This window comes from Xanthomonas vesicatoria ATCC 35937, assembly GCF_001908725.1.
GTDB lineage: Bacteria > Pseudomonadota > Gammaproteobacteria > Xanthomonadales > Xanthomonadaceae > Xanthomonas > Xanthomonas vesicatoria.
Genome location: NZ_CP018725.1, coordinates 1816896 through 1841357, shown reverse-complemented (window position 1 = coordinate 1841357; position 24462 = coordinate 1816896). Strand labels below are relative to the sequence as shown.

Annotated in this window: 24 protein-coding genes; 11 read left to right on the top strand and 13 right to left on the bottom strand. The window is 65.0% G+C overall.

Translation table 11 applies throughout. The features are described from left to right. Window positions 1–19: 19 nt before the first annotated feature. Window positions 20–451 (top strand): Hpa3 family type III secretion system protein, encoded by a 432-nt coding sequence (gene hap3, locus BJD12_RS07990; protein ID WP_039424946.1) that lies wholly within the window; start codon window positions 20–22, stop codon window positions 449–451. Continuing rightward, on the top strand, window positions 448–2466 hold the full coding sequence (gene xopF1, locus BJD12_RS24185; protein ID WP_005994461.1) for a type III secretion system effector XopF1: 2019 nt from the start codon (window positions 448–450) through the stop codon (window positions 2464–2466). The genes hap3 and xopF1 overlap by 4 nt, the downstream gene beginning before the upstream one ends. 107 nt (window positions 2467–2573) lie before the next feature. Here the strand turns inward: xopF1 and xopZ are convergent, their stop codons facing one another. The 13 genes from xopZ to sctU form a co-directional block, all read right to left on the bottom strand. Then, window positions 2574–6527, bottom strand: coding sequence for a XopZ family type III secretion system effector (xopZ, locus tag BJD12_RS07980; RefSeq protein WP_039421390.1), 3954 nt, complete (start codon window positions 6525–6527; stop codon window positions 2574–2576). Between the two features lie 232 nt (window positions 6528–6759). Beyond that, the gene (locus tag BJD12_RS07975; RefSeq protein WP_161793293.1) at window positions 6760–7863 is read right to left on the bottom strand and encodes a pectate lyase; all 1104 of its coding nucleotides are present in this window, start codon (window positions 7861–7863) and stop codon (window positions 6760–6762) included. A 161-nt stretch (window positions 7864–8024) separates the two neighbouring features. Further along, window positions 8025–8507 carry a CesT family type III secretion system chaperone gene (locus BJD12_RS07970; protein WP_005994469.1) on the bottom strand — a complete coding sequence of 161 codons (483 nt, stop codon included), beginning with the start codon at window positions 8505–8507 and terminating at the stop codon, window positions 8025–8027. A gap of 55 nt (window positions 8508–8562) precedes the next feature. Further along, a complete protein-coding gene (gene hrpE, locus BJD12_RS07965) occupies window positions 8563–8850 on the bottom strand; it encodes an HrpE family protein (RefSeq protein ID WP_005994471.1) in 288 nt (95 codons plus the stop codon). An 84-nt stretch (window positions 8851–8934) separates the two neighbouring features. Then, window positions 8935–9177 carry an Hrp regulator HrpD6 gene (hrpD6, locus tag BJD12_RS07960; RefSeq protein ID WP_005994473.1) on the bottom strand — a complete coding sequence of 81 codons (243 nt, stop codon included), beginning with the start codon at window positions 9175–9177 and terminating at the stop codon, window positions 8935–8937. Window positions 9178–9187: 10 nt separating this feature from the next. Continuing rightward, window positions 9188–10135 (bottom strand): HrpD5 family protein, encoded by a 948-nt coding sequence (gene hrpD5 / locus BJD12_RS07955; protein WP_005994475.1) that lies wholly within the window; start codon window positions 10133–10135, stop codon window positions 9188–9190. Continuing rightward, window positions 10132–10962, bottom strand: a complete 831-nt coding sequence (locus BJD12_RS07950) for a hypothetical protein (RefSeq protein ID WP_042828243.1) — start codon at window positions 10960–10962, stop codon at window positions 10132–10134. Before BJD12_RS07950 ends, hrpD5 begins: the two co-directional genes overlap by 4 nt. Continuing rightward, the gene (sctS, locus tag BJD12_RS07945) at window positions 10959–11219 is read right to left on the bottom strand and encodes a type III secretion system export apparatus subunit SctS (protein ID WP_005994479.1); all 261 of its coding nucleotides are present in this window, start codon (window positions 11217–11219) and stop codon (window positions 10959–10961) included. The genes BJD12_RS07950 and sctS overlap by 4 nt, the downstream gene beginning before the upstream one ends. 4 nt (window positions 11220–11223) lie before the next feature. Then, complete coding sequence (sctR, locus tag BJD12_RS07940) at window positions 11224–11868, bottom strand: type III secretion system export apparatus subunit SctR (RefSeq protein WP_005994481.1); 645 nt, start codon at window positions 11866–11868, stop codon at window positions 11224–11226. Next, a complete protein-coding gene (sctQ, locus tag BJD12_RS07935) occupies window positions 11855–12808 on the bottom strand; it encodes a type III secretion system cytoplasmic ring protein SctQ (RefSeq protein ID WP_039421384.1) in 954 nt (317 codons plus the stop codon). The genes sctR and sctQ overlap by 14 nt, the downstream gene beginning before the upstream one ends. Window positions 12809–12900: 92 nt before the next feature. After that, a complete protein-coding gene (sctP, locus tag BJD12_RS07930; protein WP_042828244.1) occupies window positions 12901–13530 on the bottom strand; it encodes a type III secretion system protein SctP in 630 nt (209 codons plus the stop codon). After that, complete coding sequence (locus BJD12_RS07925; RefSeq protein WP_005994488.1) at window positions 13530–15452, bottom strand: FHIPEP family type III secretion protein; 1923 nt, start codon at window positions 15450–15452, stop codon at window positions 13530–13532. The genes sctP and BJD12_RS07925 overlap by 1 nt, the downstream gene beginning before the upstream one ends. Before the next feature lie 8 nt (window positions 15453–15460). Beyond that, on the bottom strand, window positions 15461–16534 hold the full coding sequence (sctU, locus tag BJD12_RS07920) for a type III secretion system export apparatus subunit SctU (protein WP_005994490.1): 1074 nt from the start codon (window positions 16532–16534) through the stop codon (window positions 15461–15463). Between the two features lie 212 nt (window positions 16535–16746). On the opposite strand from sctU, the gene BJD12_RS07915 reads away from it, so the two are divergent. The 9 genes from BJD12_RS07915 to sctC all read left to right on the top strand — a co-directional run bounded on the left by BJD12_RS07915 (window position 16747) and on the right by sctC (window position 24378). Continuing rightward, window positions 16747–17202 (top strand): HrpB1 family type III secretion system apparatus protein, encoded by a 456-nt coding sequence (locus BJD12_RS07915; RefSeq protein ID WP_005994495.1) that lies wholly within the window; start codon window positions 16747–16749, stop codon window positions 17200–17202. 31 nt (window positions 17203–17233) lie between these two features. Further along, the gene (locus tag BJD12_RS07910; RefSeq protein WP_005994497.1) at window positions 17234–17626 is read left to right on the top strand and encodes a type III secretion protein HrpB2; all 393 of its coding nucleotides are present in this window, start codon (window positions 17234–17236) and stop codon (window positions 17624–17626) included. A gap of 1 nt (window position 17627) precedes the next feature. Then, window positions 17628–18392 (top strand): type III secretion system inner membrane ring lipoprotein SctJ, encoded by a 765-nt coding sequence (sctJ, locus tag BJD12_RS07905; RefSeq protein ID WP_005994499.1) that lies wholly within the window; start codon window positions 17628–17630, stop codon window positions 18390–18392. 24 nt (window positions 18393–18416) lie between these two features. Beyond that, window positions 18417–19046 (top strand): type III secretion protein HrpB4, encoded by a 630-nt coding sequence (locus tag BJD12_RS07900; protein WP_039421382.1) that lies wholly within the window; start codon window positions 18417–18419, stop codon window positions 19044–19046. Further along, window positions 19031–19732, top strand: coding sequence for a type III secretion system stator protein SctL (gene sctL / locus BJD12_RS07895; RefSeq protein WP_005994503.1), 702 nt, complete (start codon window positions 19031–19033; stop codon window positions 19730–19732). The genes BJD12_RS07900 and sctL overlap by 16 nt, the downstream gene beginning before the upstream one ends. Then, window positions 19722–21050, top strand: coding sequence for a type III secretion system ATPase SctN (gene sctN, locus BJD12_RS07890; protein ID WP_005994505.1), 1329 nt, complete (start codon window positions 19722–19724; stop codon window positions 21048–21050). The genes sctL and sctN overlap by 11 nt, the downstream gene beginning before the upstream one ends. Further along, entirely contained in the window at window positions 21043–21552 is a 510-nt protein-coding gene (locus tag BJD12_RS07885; protein ID WP_005994507.1) for a type III secretion protein HrpB7, read from the top strand. Before sctN ends, BJD12_RS07885 begins: the two co-directional genes overlap by 8 nt. Then, window positions 21549–22379: a type III secretion system export apparatus subunit SctT gene (gene sctT, locus BJD12_RS07880; RefSeq protein WP_005994509.1), complete on the top strand. Its 831-nt coding sequence runs from the start codon at window positions 21549–21551 to the stop codon at window positions 22377–22379. The genes BJD12_RS07885 and sctT overlap by 4 nt, the downstream gene beginning before the upstream one ends. A gap of 178 nt (window positions 22380–22557) precedes the next feature. Continuing rightward, window positions 22558–24378: a type III secretion system outer membrane ring subunit SctC gene (gene sctC / locus BJD12_RS07875; protein ID WP_005994511.1), complete on the top strand. Its 1821-nt coding sequence runs from the start codon at window positions 22558–22560 to the stop codon at window positions 24376–24378. Window positions 24379–24462: the final 84 nt, after the last annotated feature.

The window sequence follows — 24462 nt, the reverse complement described above, 5'->3', positions numbered from 1 at the left end:
GTTTGAGACGATCTTGAAGATGGAAGATCACCGCGCATCCAATACCGCATTTTTCTTCAATCTAGGAGCCGGCCTCGGCCTGCCTGGCGAGCTTGTGCAACGTCTTGGCGAAGGCGAGGCCATCCTTGGGCCTGCAGGTATGCTTTGCCGCCTCCACACGCAGATGCAGCAGGGCGAGCTCACGGCGTTTCCGGAGGTGATCCTGCCATTGGCCGCACGCGAGCTCGGCGGCGATGAGGTGGCGACGCTGCTGGCGCTGCAGGAATACTTGCTGACGCAATACGGATGGCGGCTCACGCTCTCGGTTGGGCTGCTGTGTGCCTGCCCGCTGTTGCTCGAACGCGCGCCCTATGCGGTGGCCGCCGCGCTTGAGCGCGGGCAGGTGGTTGCACGCGTGGTACTGGATGCGCTGATGACGCAGGCCGGTGGTGCGGCCGAGGTGGCCTCATGAAGCTCACCCGCGACACCGCCACCTCTTCCGATTTCCGCACGGCCTCTGCGACCCACGCACGTCCAGCGCAGGCCGAGGACGCTGCCGTATCGCAACAGTTGCCGTCGCCATCCGGGCCGCTGGAAGGCCTGCCCTCTCCGGGGCAAGGCCTGCGCGACCGTCGCGCACCGTTTTCGCGTCGCGTGGCGGCCGACGCAGACCGTGCAGGGTCTTCCCTTGGTGGATCGCAGCGCTCGCATTTGTCGCCGGGCTCGAGTATTTCCGATGCTTCGTTTTATAGCGCGCGGATGAGCCTTCCCTCGTTGGAGGTGGCCTTGCCAGAGGCATCTGATACGCCCGGGACCCACGCTGAGCACAGCGCCCAGGCGGTCGATCGCGGCAGGGCGCAGATGCGTGTGCGCCTGGGCGCACTGCCATTTGCAGAGCCCTCGCAGGAGCAGGAGGCGCTGCAGGCCGAGTATCTGGCATGGGCAGACGCGCGCCTGCAGGAACGCGTTGCAGCGTTTGGTCCGGATGCCGGATACCAGGTGGTCGGCGACATGAAGGCGGTAGGTGCGAAAAAGGCCGCGCTGCCAATCGCTTACGAGTGCCTCAGGGCCTTTGTCATCGGTGCGATGCGGAACCCGTTCGGTGCTGCGGCAAGCGTGGCCTACGACGACACGCGCGAGCCCGGATCGGAGTCGCTGAGTACTGCAACACTGTTTGGCGCAGTGGCGGGCCTGGTGTCCTATACCAGCGATACTTTATTGATCCCGGCAATGGATCGGCGTGCGCGCGTTGCCAACTTGCCGCGGTTCCAGGCCATTGACTCCAAGATCCTCGTGCCCGACCCGCCGCCTGTCCTTGTGGAAATCACCGACGAGGGTAAACGTTTCACACGCCCCGGCGAAGGTAGCGCCGCGACGCTTGCCGAGCTCAAAGTGCAGATGTATGACCTGCGGACTGGTGTCACACAGTGGCAATCGACCCTGGACGACAAGTCCCTGGATACCTTGCTGCTCAAGCCTACGATCAATGCAGGATTCAGTGCAGCGCGGCGGACCTCGGACGACCCGGGCACGCGCACGCCGGCTGGCCAACTGGCCTTGAGCGCGCTCGTCACCGGTGGGGCAGGGGTCGTGCAGAAGGCGATGCTCGAAACCGGCAAGGCCGTTGCGCGTACCGGCCAGATGACCGTTCCCGATCTGCTTGGCGGGCAGCAGCGGCTGAATCTGTTTTCGCTGGCGTTGCCGGACAAGGAGCGCCGGCCCGCGCAATGGTCCGATGCTGCGCATTTCCCCTCCCATTATCTGGTGGAGACCGGGAAGGAGACCCTGGCGTTGGCCAAGCAGGCGTTAAGCACCACGAATGCGATCACCACTGCCGTGCGCGACGTGCTGGTACGTCACATGCTCGGCAACGTGCTGACCAATCTGGCTTCACTTGGGGCCGGCCGCCTGATCGCCGCGCCCTTGCGTGGCGGAAACGAAAGCGGCAGCGTGACGGGCGAAGCCGCCAACTCCACCGCGACGGTCGTGCAGCAGGCCGCGCAGACCCTGTTCAACGATACGATCTGGAATGCGCTCAAGGCCAGGAATGGGGCCAACACCACCCAGGCGACGCGACTGGACCAGGAACGTGCCGTCACCGCAGCCAGGTATCAACGCACCATCGCACGCACGCTTCAGTCGCTGGCCGAACCCATCGACACGGCGATCGCGCTGTTTTCGGATCCGACACCGGCACAGATGGCGCGCGCCCTGGAAGAAGGGGAGCAGCAAGCGATTGCACCGGGGCCGCTGGCGGTGAGATTGCGCGAAAGCCTGGAGCAATTGCGGGTAGACATCGGCACGCGTTCCATCTCGATTGCGACCATCGACAGTGTGCGCGCTCGGTTGCGCGCCGGGCACGCGGATAGATTGAGCGGAGTACCGCGCAACGACCTGACCAAGACGCTCGATAGCGAGTTGAAAACGCTCAAGCATGCATTGCAAGGGAGCGAGGAACTTCGCCAATGGGAAAACGGCCGGCCATGATCGGTCGCTGCTGCAGTGATCGACTCGGAGTACATGCCGCGGCGGCATCCGCAGATGCCGTTGCGGCTGTCGTTGGCGTGCAGCCCGGTGCCCGCCTGATGCGCGGTTCAGGTGCGATCAAACGGTGCGGAACCGGCGGCGCGGGGTACAGCTTCGTACGCCGGCCATTGGCCGACGGTGCGCATGGCTTCGGCAATCCGATTGCGCTGGCGCTTGACGATGAAATCCACGCCACATTCTTCGGTCAGTTTCGCCTTCTCGCGGACCAGCAACAAGGTCGGCTCCCACACCGCGCGCTGCTGCAACAACGCGTCGAAGGCCGTGCGCTCGGCGAGTGCGCGAGCGTGGTCACCCGCATGCTCTGCCATCAGGGCAAGTGCCCGGTGTACGTCCAGCAGCGGCGCAGCCTCGCTGCGCAACGCCTCGTCGGCAAACAGCGCGGCCAGCGCGTTGCCGTCGGCGAAGCGCTTGGCCTGCTGCATGAAATGCTCCAGCTGTAGCTCTGCCAGCACAGGCTGCAGGGTGCGGTCGACGTCGTTGCCCAGCTTGACCAGGCCGTAGTCGGCCCAGCGCTCCCACTGGCTGCGCACCAGGCGCTCGAACGCTGCGAACTGCGAAAAATCGGTCGCGCGGTCGCTGCGAACCGGGTCGATTTCACCGCCAAACTGGAACAGCGTGCAGAACGCGGTGGCTATATTCGCGCTTACTTCGGCGGCATAGCCGGCATCGATGGCCGAGGCCGTGGTGCTGGCCACAGGCGTCGGCGATGAACCCTCGCTCCGATGTTGGGCAAGCGCCACCTGCACGCCGGCCGTCAGGCGTGCGGCAGCTTCCACCCGGTGGGCGGCAGTGGCGTCGACGTACTGCGTGGTCATGTAGCCGGCCACGGTCGTCGACGTCCAGCCGAGGTCCTGGCGCGATCTGACGCCGAGCCCGAGCGAGACGCCTGCGCGACGGCCATGCGCATCGCCCGCACGCAGCCCCGCACTGATGCTGGCGCTGCATTCGGTGCCCTGGCTGACGCGTGCGGCCTGGTCGATCAGTCCGACGCTGGCATCCGGGTGCTCGGCCAGCAAGCGCTGCATCCAGTCCGCGCCCTGCGGCTGTTCTGCAGGGTGGGAGGTCGCCTGGCGCACCAGATGTTCCAGCATGTTCAAGAACGCCTGCAACAGCTCGGGTTCGCGGCCCTTGCCCAGCCGCGGGATCCGCAGCTGCAGGCCATCTTCCACGCCGACTTCGCGCCGGTAACGCCAGTCCGCCGCGGCCGCCACGCCGACCGCGGCGTAATCGCTGCCCACATCGATGCCATAGCCAGCCGTCAGCCCCGCACCGAGCTGGCGCTGTGTCGCGGATTGACGGCTGATCTGCAGGTACAGGCCGGTGCGGCCCATGTAGAACTCCAGCGAGGCATCGCGATTGCACTGCATGCTGGCAATCAGGCGCGTGCCCATGCCGAACGCGGACCCTGCAATCGCAGCGGCGGCCGAAAGCGGCGCAAGATTGGCGCCCCGGGTCCGTTGGCAGGTGATCCGCCAGCGGTCTCGCCATTCCAGGTGCGACAGCATGTCGCGCAGCAGGTCCAGCAATGCCTCGTGATGGGCGAGGGCATTGGCACCGGTCTGCTTGACCAACTGCAAGCTCTTGTCCATGGCTGTATCGAAATGCGCCAGGCACTCGTCCGCGTGTGCCAGCCACAACGCGTCGTGTGGCGATGCATCGTCCGGCTGTCGCTGCGCAAGGTGTTCTGCGTGTTCGGCCCGCGCCACGCGCAGGCAGCTGCGCACCAGATCCAACGCCGCCGGCGCGGTGCATCTGCCGCTCTGCAGCTGCTGCCAGACATGCTCCAATCCTGCCGGCGGGGCTGCCTGAATCACTGCAGCGCCCGGGCGTTGGGATGCCTGCGCCTGATGATGGGCGTGCAGTGCCGCAGCACGTTCGGTGATGCGTGCCAGAGTGGCGGCATCGAAGACCACGCAACTGCGGTCCACGTCCTCATCGACCCACTGCAGCAGTTCTGCAGCCGCCCGCCAGTTCAACTCGGCCTGCGATGGAACCCAGCCCTGCGGCCGGGCCGCATGCAATGCGCTCAGGTAGCCGATCAAGGCAACAGAGGCATGCTCCAGCATCAGGTTGGCGCGTCGACGCGGTGTCGGCAGTGCCGTGGCCGATCCCACCTCCAGCCCTTCCGACAAGGCGTGCAGTGGATTGGGCGTGCGCGCGTTGGCGGGTTGTGGCGAGGTGGCGGTGCGCACCGCGTCGCCGAACGCCTGCAGGTGGGCGTTCGCGCGCGCATACGCCGAACCGGGAGCGCGCGATTCGTACCCGTTGCGCAGCGCATGGTAGGCCGCGCGTTCGTCGCTGCTGCAGTCGCGCAGCGCCTGCGCCGGGTCGGCTGCGTGCAGGGCGGCACCGGCTGCGCGCCGCGCACCGCGCAGCCAGCGGCGCGTGGTGGCATCGTCACCAGGTGCGGCACGCAGCAGCGTATCGGCCCGCAGCGCGATGCGCGCGATGTCCTGTCGCGCGGGGGCGGCGGCACGCTCATGCCGTGCCTGGATCAGGTGACCGAGCACCTGGCGGCCACGCGGAACACGCGCCAAGGTGTCCAGCCAGTGGATTGTCGCCGCTTCGATCGCTGCACGGGGAACGGACTGCTCGCCCATCGTTGCGTCCTGCTGCGCATCGGGTCGCTCCGGGTCGGCGGGGATCAGCGCGCTCCAGGTGCTGCGACGCACATGCTCGAAGGTGGCAAGCAGTAGCGACGCCTCGTCGGCACGGTTGTCGCCAGGCACCCCGGCCACTGCCGAGCGCAGCGCGGCCAGCGCGATGGCCACCACGCCTGCTGCAGGGACCGCCTGTTCTCCGAAACGCACGGTGGAGAGCCCGCTCGCCCATGTCGACAAGCGCTTGCGCAACGCATCGGCGGCGGCAACATCACTCGCGCTGGATGCGGTGTGCGCGATCTGCGCGGCAATCAGTGCATCCGATGCGGCCCGTAGCGCCTGGCCGGCGCGTAGATCGTCGGCCACTGCGCTGTCGAGCTCGCGCTCGAGCGATCGGGTGAGCCCCGATAGCGGCGGCAGCAACGCATGTAGTGCGTCGGCGTGCTCCGCAGTCTCGAACAGGTCACCAGCCACGATATGCGCAGACCGTAGCGCCTGGGCCAGGGTGGTGTGGAGACTGGCGGCGCTCGCCTCCAGCCGCTGTAACCATGCCTGCTGTTTCTCGCGCCGCGCAGACAGACGGCGAGCGTCTTCGTGCAGCGCGCGGATCCGATCCAGTTCGGCTTCGTGCTTGAGCAGGTCACCCAAGCGCGGCCGGCGATCGCCTGTAGCAGGCGCCGGCGTGGCTGTCAGCTGGTCCAGTCGCTGCTGCAGCTGTTGCTCGGTGCGCGCCAGGCGCTCGCTGCAATTGGCGATGTGGTGGCGCAGGAGCTGGTTCCAGGTGGTCAGCACCTGGTGGCGTTTGCGGGTTTCATTGGCACGGTCGGCCAGGCGCGGCGCGCGTTTGGCATGCAGTCCTGTGGCCTGCTCCAGGCGATCGATATGCAGCAGCACCAGACGCTCCAGCGCGGCGGCCTTGCGCACGGCGATCCGTGCATCGTTCAACCGTTGCGAGGTAGAAAACTTCGCTGCCTGCAAGGGCGCGAGCGCGTGCCAGTCGCCGGGCCCCGCCGCAGCGGTCGGGGCAGGCTGCGCAGGCGTACCCTGGTAGCGCAGCAGGCGCATATGGTCGGGCGTAGTGTGTCTGGCCAAGCCAACCGCCGTGCCGGCGAACCGTGCGAGCTTCTGCAATGACTGTTTCACCCGGCGCAGCCTGCCTGCCTTGGGTGGCGCAGGCGTGTCCTGTCCTGTGTCGGCAGGGCCTGTGGCGGCGATGTAACGACGTACGCGTGCGCCCACGTCCATTTCCGCAGCGCGTGCTTCTGACTCTGCGCCGAGCCCATCGAGCTGATGCAGCCGATGATGGGCCTGCTTGTGCGTCGACGGTGTCCCCGCATGTGCGGCGCCATGACTGTTGCCAGGCAGTCCGAATGTGAGGGTGGAAGGGCGTATCCGGGTCACGCTAGGCACCTCGCACGTTGACTGTCAGGTGGACCGCCCCTCTCATTCGGTAACAGCGTGCAGGATTTCCATGCGATGCGATGCGCTCGCGTAGGCAAACCGATGCGCACCGCGCAGGGCGCAACACAGGCACCCGGCGCTGCCGCCCTCACCAGCGCCGATGCCCGGCAGATGCGGCAATGCAGTACATCTGCCGGGCACGAGCCATACGCAGCGCCGGTGCGGGCTGCGATCAGCCGCTGTAGGCTTTATGGCCGATACGTGACGCTCCGGTGGCCTGGGAGGCGTCGGGGGCAATCACCTCCTCGGGCGCATCGGTCTTCAGGTTTGCCAGCGTCACCGTCGCGCCGGGCGCGTCGGTACGGAAGACCGCTTCCTTGACCCGGCTGAACTCGCAATTCTCGACCTGAAGGTGCGAGTCGATATCGCCATGCCCGCCGTTGGTACGGAAAACCTTGCTGGCGCCGATGACGGTGTCGCCCGACATCACCACGTCGGCAGCGCCGTTGTCCTGCACGACCTTGTCCGCAGCGTTCTTGAACGTGCAATTGATGATTTCGACCTTCGGCCGGCCGCTGACCTCGGGGCTGCACCCGGCAATCCCCGCATCATGCTCACGGTTGCCCTGCCCATCGATGGTGACGGCGTCCTCGCTGACATCTTCGTTGACGCAGTTGACCATCTTGCCGTTGCCAATGAAGTGCACGCCATCGCCGCCGCCTTTCATGTGGACATTGCAGAGGCTGCCACCGTCTTCGACGATGAACAACGGTTGCTGGTGCTCGTCCTGATCGCCCCTACCCATGCAGGGGCCGCCGATGTACGTCTGATTCTTGCCATCGAACACCTCGCCCTTGTGCACCACGATGGGCTTGTTCTGCACGCCGGCTGGTGCGGTGACCACCTTGCCGGGAGGAAGCGGCGCTTGCTCGCCGTTTGGACCTGGCGTGCCGTTGGTCGGCGTGGGGGTTGTCGAGTGACCAGAAGTGGTGGGCGATGCGCCGTTGCCGGTTCCCGCTCCTGAGGGGTTGCTGCCGTTGCCACCGTTGCCACCGGTGTTGCCATTGCCAGTGTTACTGCCGTGCTGTCCGCCGGAATTGGTGGAACACGGCGGGTTCGCTTGTGGCAGCGACGGTGATGGCATCGGACTGGTGTCGTTCGGCGGCAAAAGACCATTGGACGGTTGATTCGCAGCCTGCAGCATGTCGCTTAGCATGCGCTGCATGCAGTACGCCAGCATGCTCATGATCACCGCGGTCAAGGCCTGCTGCTGCGAAAGGGAAAACGAGGACGGCTGTAAGCTCGCAGTGGGTTGTGAGGGTATGGCGAGATTCATTGGCGAGTGTCCTTAGTGCATGAGAGTGCAGGCGATATCATGTAGACGGGAACCACGTCCTGGCAGGGTGCCCAGTCGCCAGGGCCCAGAGCAGGACGGCATGCTGCCGAATCGTGCATGGTGTCGCTGAAGCCATCGGCATACATGCAGGGCCCAGTTCCTTATGCGCGTAGCCACAGATAGTTTCCCGTTGCGATTCCTTCGAACATTTCGTCGTGTGCAATGAAGATGTTGTTGGTCCAGTAACGGCCATGCTCGGCGTAGTGGGCAAGCAGATCGCAGATCCATGCTCCATCCACGTCGTCGTCCAGCGGTACGCGCACGATCAGTACGATCACACCCGCATCGTTCAACCCGAGTTGCGCCTGGTCCTGTGCGTAGACCGACAGATTGGCTTCCAGTAATAGCCGGAACACCGTCAAGGTCCGTCCGGCGGGAGCAAGACCGTAGGAGATGCGTAAGTACAGCGCTTCTTCTTCCGGTGCTTGCTCCGCTTCATGGTCGGTCTGGGCTGCGGGCATGTGCAGATAGACTTCAAATCCCTCTACCCACAGCACGCGGCTGGTCAGCACTGCTTGCACATCCGGCAAGTCCAGTGCATCGCACATCTGCCTGACGATCGCTTCGAATCGGGCGTTGCTCATCTGCCGTGCGACACGCGCAGGGCTGCGAACTAGCCCTGCGTCATGTCAAAAGCCATTACTGACCGACCAGGCTTTTTGCGTTGTCCCCTGCCTTGCCGATGAACTTGTTGAGCGCCACGTTGAAGTCAAGATCATTCTTGAGCATGGTGATCTTGTTGTTCATGCGCTTTTGATCCTCGTCAGATGAGCCGAGGTCGCCCAGCAGCGAATCGATCTGCCCGCTTGCGCCATGCGTCGCAGAGAAACCTGACATTCCGTTTGAAACGCCGCCCGTGTAGCTGTCCATGCCCTGGCCGTAGCGCGAGTGCAATGAGCTCAAATCCGGAAGCAATGTGTTTGACATATCGAAACTCCTTAGCAGTGATGAGTAACATGTAGCGCCTGACGGCGCGGTTTTACTTGGTCGAGCCGACCAAGGAATCGATGGTCAGGGCATGCCGGCGATGTGCGCGACGATGCCGCGGGCGGCGTTGATGCCCTCGTGCAGGACGGTGAAGTCGTTACGCGCAGCCTGATCGCTCGCAGCAGACCAGTGCGTGCGGATCTGTTGCGCTGTCGCATCCAGCGCCGTCTCGATGTTGTGCAGCCGCTCGCCAGAGACATCCAGCTCCTTGGTCTGCAAGATCTTGCTCATATCCTGGGTGACCGTATCGGTCATGGCATCGAACATGGTGTGGTTCTCATGGCGCCGCTTGCTGCGGCAGGGAAGTCAAATGCTTGGTGCCGTCTGGTGTTTCCACGTAATGCAGGCCTTCCACCAACAAGGCGGCGTCGTAGTTCGAAGGCGGTTTGATGGAAGGGTCCTGCTGGGTGATGTCTACATGCAGCTTGCGGATTTCCGGACCCAGATCGCTGCGTAGTTCGTCGATCCGCCGGATCGCCCGCTCTGCGTTATCGCTGCTGCCGGCGACGGAAAACACGCCCTGACCGTCGTAGCGTACGCTCAGATCGCGGTCTGCCAAGGTATCGCGCAGGGTTGCCAGTACCTCATCCACCACCACCACATCGACCGTCACCGCACCTTGATACCGATGCAGCTGAGTACGCAGGCGTGCCGCATCTGCGCTGCTCGCCACCAGGCCCTCGACCCGGACCCGTGCGCCGACCTGCTCCACGCGCGCTTCATGCAAGCCCAGGCGTTTCAGCACGGATGCGACCTGGTTGCGCTGGTTATCCTGGGTGCGCGGCGGAGCGGCATCGGACAGAAAGGCCGGGAGCAGGGAAGGCAGCAGTGCTGCGGCGGCCAGCGCTAGCATGGCGCCCACCACTGCACGCATCGCGGTGCGTCTGGATCTGCGTGGCGATGCCGCTTGCGGCGCGGCGGCCGTGGACAGCAAGCGCTCCAGCAGCGCCACATCGTCTGGCCAATCGCCCGCAGCGTCGCCGATGCAGAGCACCAACGCGCCAAAGCGCACGGGTTGCAGTGCAAGCCACTGTGTCGTTGGCAACTTGTCGCTGCGATAACGAGCTTGATCATCTGCATCCACCTCGATGATGAGCGTGCAATCAGTCCAATCTTCGATCCGGATCTCGGCTTGGCGATCTGCGCCTAACGTATAGCTCCCTGGCCGCAAATCTAATCGTGCGCCGGCGTGCATCCCCGTCAGTATGCGAAGTTGCATGGTCATGCGCGAATCCCCTGAGCGGTTCCATCGTGGTGTTCAATCAGTAGCGCATTCAATCGCGTGATGGCGCGTGCGCGATCAACGCGTTTGCGCGGTTTTTCAGCATTGAGCAGCATCAACGGCAGCAATAGATGGAAGCTGCGCAGTGCCGGCGACGCATCCGGTTGCGGCGTCATCAGGTCCACCAGGCGCTTGCACAGCTCCTGCAGGGTTTCGGCAGATGCGCCGGCGCTGTACGCGGCCAGGTGATCGCGCATCAGCCTCCAGGCCATGGCAGTCAGCGACGCGGCAGCCGGATGCGCGATACGGATTGCGCGCAACTCGACAAACGCAACGGCAAGTGCATGTCGCTTGACTGCCCGGTCGGCGGCAGGCGTCGCCGCGTAGCGGTCCAGAACGTCCTGCACGCTTGCACGTACGCTGTCGTGCACGTGCACGTGCACGTGCACCGGCGCGGCGATCGGCCAGGCCCCGGCTTGCGGTTCGCCGGCAAACGTGTGGCCGCCTTCGCCGTGCTGATCGTCCTGGCTTTGCCCCTGGCCCTGCGGCTGTGCGACCGCCACGCCCACCCGGCCGCGCAGTGCCGATACGCGTGCCGCTTCGGCCTCTTCCAGTTCAGTGGTGTCGAGTTCGTCGTCCTGACCTTCCAGCGACCGCATCCCACGCCTACGCCTGCGCGGTGGAGCCGAGCGCAGACGCGGTGCGTGCGGTGTTGTTGCGTCGGCGAGCGGCGGCTCGCCGGCGTGCGGCGCATCGGCATGATGGTGCGATGCGTCGTGGGCGGTGTGCAGCGGTGGCGATGCCGCGCCTGGCAAAAGACGGCGGATCATGGAAAGGCCGCCTGCATCAGCGCCTGGCCGAACTGCATGATCGCCGAGGCGCCCCAGGGTGCGGTAACCGCGATGGCAGCCACCACCACCACCAACTTGAGTGCGAACGAAATCGACGCATCCTGCAGCGACATCACTGCCTGGATGAAGGCGATCAGCAGCCCCGCCACCGCGGCCACGCCGACCACCGGCAACGACACCTTGAGGCACAGCAACAAGGCTTCGGAAGTGAATCGCACCAGATCGTCATGGTCCATGGCGTCACCGATAACTCAAGACTAGCCCGTGGATGAGCATGGACCATCCGTCCAGCGCCACGAACAACAGCAGTTTGAACGGAATAGCCACGTTGGTCGGCGTCACCTGCGACAGACCCATCGCCATCAACGCATTGGCCACCACCAGATCAATCACGATGAAGACCAGGTACAGCAAAAACCCGATGCGGAACGCGTCGGTCAGCTCGCTGAGCGTGAATGCCGGCGCCAGCACCAGCAGGTCGTCCGGCTTGAGCGTGTCTGCCTTGTCCTTGGGCCAGATCTGCTGCGCCGAACGAATGAAAAAGGCCTTCTCGCGCTCGTGGGTGTGCTTGAGCAGAAACTGCCGAAACGGCTCCCGGCAGGCGTCCAGCAGCACCACGACGCGGCTGTTGTCGGCACCGGGGCTGTAATTCTGCGCGGCCTTGAATGCCTCCATCCCCACTGGCGCCATCACAAAGCATGACACCAGCAACGCGACGCCGTTAAGCACCATGTTCGGCGGCACCTGCTGTACGCCGATGGCGTTGCGCAGCAGGCCGAGCACCACCACGATCTTGGTGTAGGAGGTGACCACCATTGCTGCGAAGGGAAGCAACCCCAGCATGATGACCACCAGCAGCAGCGAGCCGACATCAGGCATCTGCATGCGGTGTCTCCGACATGCTTAGGATCTGCACGCCCAGATGGTCGCCCACCGCCAGCAGCCTGCCGACGCCGATGGTCTGGCCGTAGACGACCAGGCGAATGTCGGCCTGATCCACCGGCACCGACAGCTCCAGGATCTGGCCGGGCTGCAGGCCCGACAGGACCGACAGGGACAGCGCGAGCTGGTCCACTTCCAGGTGGACGGGCAACTCCAGTGCCGCCACATCGGTGGTGGACAACGACGTATCGGACTCGGGCGTATCTTGGTGCATGGCGGGGGCGGTCTCCAGGAGCATCTGTTGCGGGGTCAGGCTTACCGGAGCGCGCAACACTGCGCCTCCGGGCAAGCCCCAGCGCAGCTCTCCGCTGCGCACAGGAGGCGGCGCAAGCGCATGCAGCAGCACATCGCCCGGGCGCAGCGATTGCAGCAGCGACGCAGGTGCCGTGCGCTGGCCGATGCGCAGGCGCGTACGCATCGGCAGCGCGCTCAGCCAGGCCGGCAGTGGCGATAGCGGCGCAAGCGCAGCGGTCGCCGTTTGCAGCGCGGCGAGCAGCTGCGGGTTGGCCGTCTCTGCGATCGCCTCCATGCCGCCCAGCGTGAAGCCGATATCGAGGCAATCGTCTGCCTCCGTACAGCGTTCGAAGCCGACGACCTCGGCAGCGCCCACTCCCAGGGGAGCGAAGGCTTGCAGGTCGTCGCTCAACAGCACGCCGGCGATCGCCACGCGCAGGGCGTCATCGGTTTCGTTCAACAGCAGAGCCAGGCCGTCGTGCGCTGCGATGCGCAGGTCCAGGCTGCCGTTATCGAATTGCAGCCGCAGCCGTGCCGCCTCCGCGGCCCGGACGCCGCGGCGTTGCACGGCGAAGCCACAACGGTGCGCCGCGCGCCGATCGCAGAGCAATCTGCCGAGTTGCGCGCGCGCGGCAGGCACCTTGGTCAAGGCCTGTGACAGGTTGCGTGCCGGCGACATCGAGTTCTGCTCGGTTGACAACACGGAGTACTCGCTATGGCTGTTCTGCGGCATGTGCGGCGCTAGACGATCTCGATGCTGATCTGAAGTCTCTCGCTGAGCGCAGCCCTCAATGCGGTATCCAAACGTTCTTTACCATTGCAAAGTACCTCGCGCGTCTGCGGCGAGCCGCTGTCGAAGCGAAGCGATAGCTGGTCTGGCGAAAGCCGCAAGAACAGCGTGGTCTGCGGCAGGATGTCGTGGTTGATGTCCAACCACGCCTCCCAGATGCCTGCACCGCGGACCGGGCTGGCATTGCAGAAATCGGCCACGCGCAGCGCGATGTGGTGGATGGCCATCTGCGCGCGTTGGGTGCGGATCCATTCGGTGGCGATCTGCCGCCCCAATGCATCGCCGTCATCGCCCTGGGCGATCTGTCGTTGCGTACCGTCATCAAGATGGGGTGGCGCACTTGGCACCGGCGCAGGGCGGCCACTGTCGCTGGCAGCATCGGCCGCTTCGGGCGGATCGTCGTCGCCGTCCTCCGGCAGCAGCGGGCCGGGCAATCCGGGCAGCACGCTGCTCGCCCGCCGGCGCAGCTGCATGAAGCTGACGCGTTGCATTGCACTTACCGGTGTGGGAGCCGTATGCGGCGGTACCGGCGCGCCGGCAATCGGCAGGATGCGCACGTGGCGGATGGGGGGCTTGCGCATCAGGCCACCACTCTTCCGATCGGCTGAAGTTGCACCTCTGCGCCAAGCTCCTGGAACGAGTAAACCTCCAGCCAGTTCAGGCGCGCCTCGATCATGCGGCGCACGTAGCGCCGCACGTCCATCGATGCAACCACCGCCAGCGGATGCCGCGCCTGATCTTCGACGATGCGCTCCACCTGCTCGACCAGCTGATTGGCCTGCTCCGGTGGCAGGGCCAGAAAATTGCCGGCCGGAGTGGCGCGAATCGATTGCCGGATCAACTGTTCCACCGCGTGGTCGAGCATCACCGCAGGCAGCTGACCGGTTCCCGCGGTCGCCGTATGCGCAAGATAACGACCGAGATCGCAGCGCACGTACTCGGTCAGCATCAGTAGATCCTTTTCCTTCGGTCCCCACACCACCAGGCTCTCCAGGATGCTCTTGATGTTGCGCACCGGGACGCGTTCTTCCAGCAGCCGTCGCAGAACGTCGGCGATGCGTTGGGCGGGCATGGCCTTGTTGACCTCTGCAACCAGCCCGGGATAGTCCGCGCCCACCTGTTCCAGCATCCACTGGGTTTCCTGGATGCCCACGAACAGATGCGCGCGTGCATGCAGTGGCGCGATGGCCTGTTGGGCCAGCGCCTTCTGCATGTCGGCTGTATCGCTCAACGCGCTGCGGGTTTCCGGCACGTCGTGGATCAGCACTTCGTACTCCAGGTCCTGCAGGGACTCGCTCTGCCAGATCGCGATCCCGGGAAACGGCAGGCCCAATAGCTCCACCAGCTGCCGGCGTTCGCTCTCGATCGCCTGGTCCAGCAGCGCCGGGTCAAGCCGGGCGGCTAGTTGCGGTGACAGCCGCATCGACAGGGGCGAGGCGAAATCCGGCGCGCTCTTGCGGATATGCGGCGCATCGCCTTTGGCGCCCTTGCGGCTGGTCGATGGCAGCGTGGGTTGATCGGTGCCGCTGCTGTCGCGTTGCTTGCGCCAGATCGTATAGCCGCCCGCACCCACCGCCCCTGCCAGCAGCAGGAACAACAGTGCCGGAAACCCCGGAACGAACGCGAAGCAGGCAAGCAGGACGCTGGCTGCCAGCAAGGCGCGCGCATTGCTGGTGAGCTGGCGTCCGATGTCGAGCCCGAGTGAGCTGACCTTGGCCTCGTTCTCGTTGGCCACGCGGGTGATCATGACGCCGGCCGCCACCGAGATCAGCAGCGAGGCGATCTGCGACACCATCGCATCGCCCACCGACAGGATCGCAAAGCGGTTGGCCGCCTCACCCGCGCTCATGCCGTGGTAGGTCACGCCCACCACGATGCCGGCCAGAATGTTCACCATGGTGATCACCAGGCCGGCGATGGCGTCGCCCTTGACGAATTTCATGGCCCCATCCATGCCGCCGTGCAGTTGACTCTCGATGGCCAGCCGCGCGCGTTTGCTGCGCGCTTCGTCTGCGCTCAGGTTGCCGCCGCGCAGGTCGGCATCGATGCTCATCTGCTTGCCGGGCATCGCATCCAGGGTGAAGCGCGCACCGACTTCCGCCACGCGCTCGGAGCCCTTGGCGATCACGATGAACTGCACCGTGGTGATGATCAGGAACACCACCAGGCCCACCACCAGGTTGCCGCCAACCACCAGCTCGCCGAAGCTTTCGATGATGTGGCCAGCCTCGGCATGCAGCAGGATCGATTTTGTCGATGCGATGTTCAACGACAGCCGCAGCAGTGTGGTGAACAGCAGCAACGAGGGAAACGACGACAGCGAAATCGAGTCGGGTACATACATCGTGACCATCAGCAACACCACGCTCAGGGTGATGTTGATGCCCAGCAGCGTATCGATGAGCGGGGTGGGCAGCGGCAGGATCATCAAGCCGATGACCGCCACCACCAGGGCGGCGATCGCCACTTCACCGGTGTATGCGAAATACCGTGTCAGGCGCATGCGATCTCCTAGCAGGGCAGCGGACCGCTGCCGTCATCGTTGTCGCGGCCCAGCTCATCGACCCAGCGCAGCACCACCGCCACCGTTTCGAACAGCGATTCGGGCACCGCCTCGCCCAGTTCGACCAGATGCAGCGCGCGGGCCAACGGCGGGTTCGCCACGATCGGAATACCCTGGTTGTGCGCATAGGCACGCAGTTCCAGCGCACCATCGTCCACGCCCTTTGCAACCACCTGCGGCAGACCGAAGCCGTCCGGTTCGTAGGCAAGCGCAACGGCGTAATGGGTCGGATTGACCACCATCACCTTGGCCTTGGCGACGCGTTCGCGCGGGTCGCCGAACACCAGCTCCTTGGCGAATTCCTTGCGCTTTCCCTTCACTTCCGGGTCGCCTTCGCTTTCCTTGTGTTCGCGCTTCTGCTCGTCCTTGCTCATCCGTTTGTCGCGAATGAACAGCCAATGCTGGATGCTCCAGTCCGCTGCGCCGACCAGCACGAACACCAGGACCGCCAGCGCGCTCAGGATGCCCAGTGCGCGCCAGCCGATCTGTGCGATGTCGGGCACAGGCTGGTAGGCGAGTCCGATGATCGTCGGCATGAGCGCCCGAAGGCCATACCACAGAACAACGCCGATCACGGCCGCCTTGATGCCCAACTTCAATAGGTTGATGAGACTTCGCAACGAAAAGAGTTTTTGGACGCCGTTCACGGGATTGAGCGAATCGAACTTTGGCGTGACCGGTTTGAGCGAGGCATTGAGCCCGGTCTGCAGAAAGGTGCCGATCAATCCGGCGGCCAGGCAGGCGACCACGAACGGCAGAGTCAGCAACGCTCCCTGGATGCCGATGCGAGCAAGCGCACGATTCAATGCGGTGGCATCGCGCGTATTGGCGGTGAAATCGAAACCGATCGACACCAGTGCGTTCATATGTTCGACAAAATAGCTGCCTGCCAGTTTCATCACCAGCAGCGCGGCCAGCAGGACTGCGGCAGCGGTGACGTCCGGGCTGATCGGAATTTCCCCGTCCCTGCGCGCATCCTGCAGTTTCTTCTCGGTCGGTTTCTCGGTCTTTTCGTCCGACATGGCGCCCTCAGGCCGCTGATGCTGCTCGCCGATTGTGGTTGAGCCACGGTCGGACAATCCGCCTGTGAGGCGAACGCGTGCGCGGGTGGGCGAAGCCGGTACTGTTTGTTCGCGACAGCATTCCGATGTTCGCTTCTGAAAAGTCTTCTTCCGCCAGGACGCGTAGCGTTATCCATGCATGCTGTCCACAGCCATTGAAGACGAGGTGCGGTATGGAAAAGATCGAATGTCCCGGCCCGGTGGTAAGTGGGCTGATCGAACTGATCACGGTTGGGCTGACCCATGAAAAACTCGATGAGGCCGCAGCGTTGCTGGCCGCCGTGCGCGTGCTACGGCCAGAGTTGAAGGCGCTGGATACCTTCGATGCGTGGATGGCCATCAAGCGCGGCAATTATCTGGAGGGCTCACGACTGCTGCGCGAGATGGAGGCCGATGCCGGCTCCAAGCCGCTGTGCAAGGCCCTGTATGCCTGCTGCCTGTTTGCGGTGGGCGACCAGTCGTGGCACGGCGTTGCAGAAGGGCTGATCGAAGAGGACGCCGACGCCGACGCCGTCGGCCTGGTCAAGGCGCTGTCCGGGCGCTACACCCCAACGCCCATGCCGGTAGAGGCGCCGGTCGATTCCGCGGCGCCAATGGAAGTTCCCAACGCGCAGTATCTGCGCGCCTGACCCGGACTTCACCCAGCCTGCGGAGCAGCGTATGACGCTCATTCCTCCTGTCGCACCAATCACTGCCAATACCGGCCTGTCCATGCAAGCGGTGTCGCCGACGGCGGCACCCAACCAGGCGCTCGTCAACCGCTTTCAGGCACTCATGCAGTCCTCCAGCCCATTGCCGCCTGCCATGCAGCGTGTGGGGGAGCCGAGCATGATGAGCCGGATGATCGATGTGCAGAACGATGGCGTACGGACCGTTACCGAGCACATCGATGCCTTCAGCATGCAGGCGCCGACCATGGGCCTGCAGGAAATGGCGTCGCAACAGATGAAGCTGATGCACGAGCTGACGATGGTCGGCTTCAACCTCAACGTGAGCGTCGGCGTGGCGCAGTCGGGCAAGAACGCCGTGCAGACATTGTTCAAGAACCAATAGCATGCCAAAGCTCAGATATCTGGTGGTGTTGTTGCTTGCACTGCTGTTGTCTGGCTGCGATCAGCAGCTCTATTCCGGGCTGACCGAGAACGACGCCAATGACATGCTCGCCGTGCTGCTGACTGCCGGTGTAGATGCGGAAAAGGTCACCCCCGATGACGGCAAGACCTGGGCGATCAACGCGCCGCACGCACAGGTTGCGTACTCGTTGGAGGTCCTGCGCGCGCATGGCATGCCGCATGAGCGCCACGCCAATCTTGGCGAGATGTTCAAGAAAGATGGCCTGATCTCCACGCCCACCGAGGAACGCGTGCGTTTCATCTATGGTGTCTCCCAGCAGCTGTCGCAGACCTTGTCCAACATCGATGGCGTCATCGCCGCCGATGTGGAGATCGTGCTTCCCAACAACGACCCGCTATCCACCTCGGTCAAACCCTCGAGCGCTGCGGTGTTCATCAAGTTTCGCGTCGGTAGCGATCTGACCAGCCTGGTACCCAGCATCAAGACGCTGGTGATGCACAGCGTGGAAGGACTGACCTACGAAAATGTCAGTGTCACCCTGGTGCCAGGTGGGGCCGAAAGCGATGCGCAGCTCCCTGCATCGGCGCCCCCGCGCACCTGGGCATGGCCATGGCTGGCCGGATGCGCGCTGGCGCTGTGCGTGGCGGTCGTTGCGGCGGTGCTGTACTGGTGGCCGAGCGCCGATGCGCGCCGCTGGGGCGGCTGGCAGCGGCTACGCGCGTTGACCAGAAAGAATGCTGGGTGAGGCCGGCCGATGGACGATGCAGGGATCGACAACGCACGTATCGAAGGTGCAGCACTGTGGCTTCAACGATCGACGGCGGCCATCTCCGTCCTGGCGCGATCGCTGGATGCGGACCGGGTAGCGCATTGGCTGGGTCCGGTGGCTGCGTCGGGCTGGGAACGTGCGCCAACGCAGCGGCGTTTGCGCGTGATCCAGGCATGGTCGGGATGGTCGGGCGTGCCGGTGAGTGCGTCTGGTTCGCTTGCCAGCCGGCTGGTCGTGCTCGCGCCCGAGCTGCTCGCCAAGGTGTTGATGAGCCGTGCGTTGTTTTCGCGCGCGCTGGCGCTACGACGCTGCATCGAGCGCGAGCGCCTGACCTGGTTCGAGCAGCAGGTGGGGCCGGCGGTGCTTGAACACATACGCCATCGTGCGGTCGGCGGCCTGCCGGTACCGCTGCTGCCGCACGATGCCGATCAGGCGACGTGGATCGGCGATGGCTGGCGGCGCTTGGAAGCCGATGGCGTGTGGCCCGATCCCGGCGTGGCTAAGGTGCTGGCGCTGGGCTTGCCGCTGGGCGCGGCGCAGGTGGCGCGCGTCAGCGCAGATAGCCACAGCGATGCATTCCTGCAGGTGCTTCCCACCCTGTTGCCGGAGTTGTCATGCGTCTGTGGCTGAGATCCACGCCCGACGCCGTCGGCCTGGATTGCGACGTCATCCCGCGCGAGGCGCTGGCCGAGGTGTTGGCATTGGACGCGGCGACCGCGCAGGTGCACGCCCGTTGCGCGCAGACCCTTGCCGAGGCCGAGGCACATGCACAGACGCTGATCGACGACGCTCAACAGCAGGCCGAGGCGATCCTCAACGATGCCCAGGACAAGGCCGAGCGCAGTGCGCGCCTGGGCTATGCCGCCGGGCTGCGCCGTCAATTGGATGAGTGGAACGAGCGCGGCCTGCGCCATGTCTTCGCAACCGAGGATGCTGCGCAGCGTGCACGCGCGCGCCTGGCCGAGATCGTCGCGCGCGCCTGCGAGCAGGTTTTGCATGGGCACGATCCGGCGGCACTGTACGCGCGCGCTGCACAGGCGCTGGACGGCGCCCTGGACGAGGCAAGCGCCTTGCGGGTGAGCGTGCATCCCGATGCGTTGGACGACGCCCGGCGCGCCTTCGACGCGGCGGCGGCCGCCGCAGGCTGGAGGCTGCAGGTGGAACTGTGCGGCGATGCGGACCTGGCCCTGGGCGCCTGCGTGTGCGAATGGGACACCGGCGTGTTCGAGGCCGACCTGCGCGCCCAACTGCGCAGCATCCAGCGCGTCATCCGTCGCGTCCTGGCCACGCAGCAGGCGGTGCCGGATGCCTGCTGAGATGCCGGTGCTGGAAGCAACGCTCGAGCGCGAACTGACTGCGCTCGCATTCGGTCGTCGCTACGGCAAGGTGGTCGAGGTGATCGGCACCATGCTCAAGGTCGCCGGTGTACAGGTCAGCCTGGGCGAGGTGTGCGAGTTGCGCCAGCGCGATGGCACGCTGTTGCAGCGCGCCGAGGTGGTGGGCTTCAGCCGCACTCTTGCCTTGCTGGCGCCGTTTGGCGAATTGGTGGGGTTGTCGCGCGAAACGCGCGTGATCGGATCCGGTCGCCCATTGGCGGTGCCGGTCGGCTCGGCGCTGCTGGGGCGCGTGCTCGATGGCCTGGGCGAGCCGGCGGACGGGCAGGGACCGGTCGACTGCGAGGAGTGGGTACAGATCCAGGCGCAGGCGCCCGACCCCATGCGCCGGCGGCTGATCGAACAGCCCATGCCAACCGGCGTGCGGATCGTCGATGGCCTGATGACGCTGGGCGAAGGTCAGCGCATGGGCATCTTCGCCGCAGCCGGCGTCGGCAAGAGCACCTTGATGGGGATGTTCGCGCGCGGCACGCAGTGCGATGTCAACGTGATCGTGCTCATCGGCGAACGCGGACGCGAGGTGCGCGAATTCATCGAGATGATCCTCGGCGAAGACGGTCTGGCGCGCAGCGTGGTGGTGTGCGCCACCTCCGACCGCTCCTCCATCGAGCGCGCCAAGGCCGCCTATGTCGGCACCGCCATCGCCGAATACTTTCGCGATCAGGGCCTGCGTGTTCTGCTGATGATGGATTCGCTGACGCGCTTTGCGCGCGCACAACGCGAGATCGGCCTGGCCGCCGGCGAGCCGCCCACACGTCGCGGCTTTCCGCCGTCGGTGTTCGCCGAATTGCCGCGCCTGCTCGAACGTGCCGGCATGGGCGAGACGGGCTCGATCACCGCGTTCTACACCGTGCTGGCCGAGGACGACACCGGCAGCGATCCGATCGCCGAAGAAGTGCGCGGCATCCTGGATGGTCATCTGATTCTTTCGCGCGAGATCGCGGCCAAAAACCAATACCCGGCCATCGACGTGCTGGGGAGCCTGAGCCGGGTGATGAGCCAGATCGTGTCTGCCGAGCAACGCCAGTACGCCGGCCAGTTGCGGCGTCTGCTGGCCAAGCACAATGAGGTGGAAACCTTGTTGCAGGTCGGCGAATACCGGCAGGGTAGCGATGCGGTGGCCGACGAGGCGATTGCCAGGATCGACGCGATTCGCGACTTCCTCAGCCAGTCCACCGATCAGCTCAGCGACTACGACACCACCCTGGACCAGCTTGCCGGTGTGATCGACGATGCGTAAGCGTGCCAGCACCTGGACGACGTTACAGCAGCTGAAAACGCGTCGTTACGAGCGGATGCAGGCGCGCCTGAGCGAATGCGCGCGCGCGGTGGAACAGCGCGACCGCGAGTGCCTCAGCTGCACGCAAGAGGTCGACGCCTGCGTCGCGCGTCTGGACGCATTCGACACCGCGCTCGCCGACAAGGCTGCCGCAGGCGAGCCGATCGGTATCGAGGCGATCCTGCAACACCAGCACTTTCGCACGGTGCTGGAAGAGCGCTGCCGCGCCGCGGAGCAAACGCTGGCCACGGCGAGGCAGGCGTTGCAGCACGCGCGCGATGAGACGGCAACCGTGCAACGGACAATCAGCAAGCTGCAGGCGCAGGCGCAGGTGTATGCAGAAAAAGCCGCCAGCGCGCAGCGCGCCTGGCAGGCGCAACGCGAAGCGGCGGAGGAAGACGACGCGATTGAAGCGTTGCTCGGGTTGCGATTGCATCGTGCCGCGCGTGGAGCTGGGCAATGAACGACACCGCCAACGCGCTGCTGGCGCTCTCATCCCAGGGCGTGTCGCTGCTGACCCTGTTGGCGCTGTGCGGGGTGCGCGTGTTCGTGATGTTCTTCGTGCTGCCGGCAACGGCGCAGGACAGTCTTCCCGGCATGGCGCGCAACGGCGTGATCTATGTACTGAGCTCGTTTATCGCATACGGACAGCCGGCCGATGCGCTGGCCAGGATCGAGGCGACCGGCCTGGTGGGGCTGGTGTTCAAGGAAGCGTTCATCGGCCTGCTGATCGGGTTCGCCGCTTCGACCGTGTTCTGGGTTGCAGAGAGCGTGGGCCTGCTCATCGATGATGTGGCTGGCTACAACAACGTCCAGATGACCAACCCGTTGAGCGGTGAGCAGAGCACGCCGGTTTCCACGGTGTTGATGCAGCTGGCGATCGTGTCCTTCTACGCACTGGGCGGCATGCTGATGCTGCTCGGTGCGCTGTTCGAATCGTTTCGCTGGTGGCCGCTGAGCCAGCTCACCCCCGACATGAGTGCGGTCTCCGAGACCTTCGTCATCCAGCAGACCGACGGCATGATGGCCGCAATCGTCAAGCTCTCCGCGCCCCTGTTGCTGGTGCTGGTGCTGGTGGATCTGGCCATCGGCTTTGTCGCACGCGCTGCAGACAAACTGGAACCATCCAATCTGAGTCAACCCATCCGCGGGGTACTGGCGCTGTTGCTGCTCGCTTTGCTGACCAGCGTATTCATTGCGCAATCCGGTGATGCACTCGGCTTTTTCCACTTCCAGCAGCAATTGCACGATGCCGCCAACGTCGGCGGCAAGGGAGGCGCATCGAATTGATTATTTTTGAGACATCGACGGCCGTGCACTGCCTACACTGACTGCACGCGCCCAAGATGCGCTGTCCGACGCTAAGTTGCGCAGCCCGGCGCTGCGCGCAGCACGCACTCCCCGGCCGTCGCCTGCATGCCAGGTGTGGCCCTATCGACTTCTTTCACTGCCTCGCAGAGGGAACGCCATGGCATACGCCGGTCCTCCAGTTCACTGCCATCGACGCGCGCCAGTGGCCGCCGCATTGCTGCTCGGCCTGCTGCCGCTATTGCCGTCGCATGCCAATGCCGCGCAGGTGCCGTGGCATTCGCACAGTTTCAAATACGTCGCCGACCACAAGGATCTCAAGGAGGTCCTGCGCGACCTGTCCGCCAGCCAATCCATCACCACCTGGATCTCGCCGGAGGTGACCGGCACGCTCAGCGGCAAGTTCGAGGCCAGCCCGCAGAAATTTCTCGACGATCTGTCTGCGACGTTCGGCTTCGTCTGGTACTACGACGGTTCTGTGCTCAGAATCTGGGGCGCCAACGAAACCAAGAATGCGACCTTGAATCTGGGCGCTGCATCGACGACTGCGCTGCGCGATGCGCTTGCGCGCATGCGGCTGGATGATCCGCGCTTTCCGGTCCGCTACGACGAGGCAGCGCACGTGGCGGTGGTGTCCGGCCCGCCGGGTTACGTGGATACCGTTACCGCGATCGCCAAGCAGGTCGAGCAGAGCGCGCGCCAACGCGACGCCACCGACGTACAGGTGTTTCAGCTGCATTACGCGCAGGCGGCCGATCACAGTACCCGGATCGGTGGGCAGGACGTCCAGGTGCCGGGCATGGCCAGCCTGTTGCGCAGCATGTACGGCGCACGTGGCGCCACCACGACGGCGCTGCCCGGGCCGGGCGTCAATTTCGGGCGGGTGCAACCGATCGGCGGTGGCTCGTCCAATGCCTTCGGCAATGCGGCCCAGGGCCAGACTGGCGGTGCCAGCAACAATGGCATCCTCGGGTTGCCTGCATCGTGGTTCGGCGGTGGGTCGCCCTCCGATCGGGTGCCGGTCAGCCCGCCATTGCCGGGCAGTGGCGGCACCAATGCGCCGGCCAGTGTCTGGCCTGAGATGAGCCCGGCCAGACGCGATGGGCCGCTGGCGGTGGACACCGGCGGCGGAGAGCCGGCGTCCGATGCGCCGGTGATCGAAGCCGACCCACGCACCAACTCCATCCTCATTCGCGACCGTCCGGAGCGAATGGCCGCTTACGGCACCTTGATCCAGCAGCTCGACAACCGGCCCAAGCTGCTGCAGATCGATGCCACCATCATCGAGATCCGCGACGGCGCCATGCAGGATCTGGGCGTGGATTGGCGTTTCCATAGCCGACGTGTCGACGTGCAGACCGGCGATGGACGGGGCGGCCAGCTTGGCTACGATGGCACCTTGAGCGGCGCAGCGGCCGCCGGTGCAACCTCCCCGTTGGGCGGCACGTTGACCGCTGTCCTGGGCGATGCAGGGCGCTACCTGATGACGCGCGTGTCGGCGCTCGAGCAGACCAACAAGGCCAAGATCGTCTCCACCCCGCAGGTGGCGACACTGGACAATGTGGAAGCGGTGATGGACCACAAGCAGCAGGCATTCGTCCGCGTCAGCGGCTATGCCTCGGCAGATCTCTACAACCTGTCTGCCGGGGTTTCGTTACGGGTATTGCCGAGTGTGGTGCCAGGGTCGTCGAATGGGCAGATGCGTCTGGACGTGCGTATCGAAGACGGACAGTTGGGTGCAAATACGGTCGATGGCATTCCCGTCATCACCTCCAGCGAGATCACCACGCAGGCATTCGTCAACGAAGGCCAGAGCCTGCTGATCGCCGGTTATGCCTCCGACACCGATCAGACCGATCTGAACAAGGTCCCGGGTCTGTCCAAGATTCCATTGATCGGCAACCTGTTCAAGCATCGCCAGCAGAGTGGCTCGCGACTGCAGCGGTTGTTCTTGCTGACGCCGCATATCGTCTCGCCCTGAGCGGCGACCGGAGTGCATGGATGCGCTTACCGCGCGCATGCGGCATGAAGCTGCGGTATCCATCAAGCACAGCCGTTCGCACTC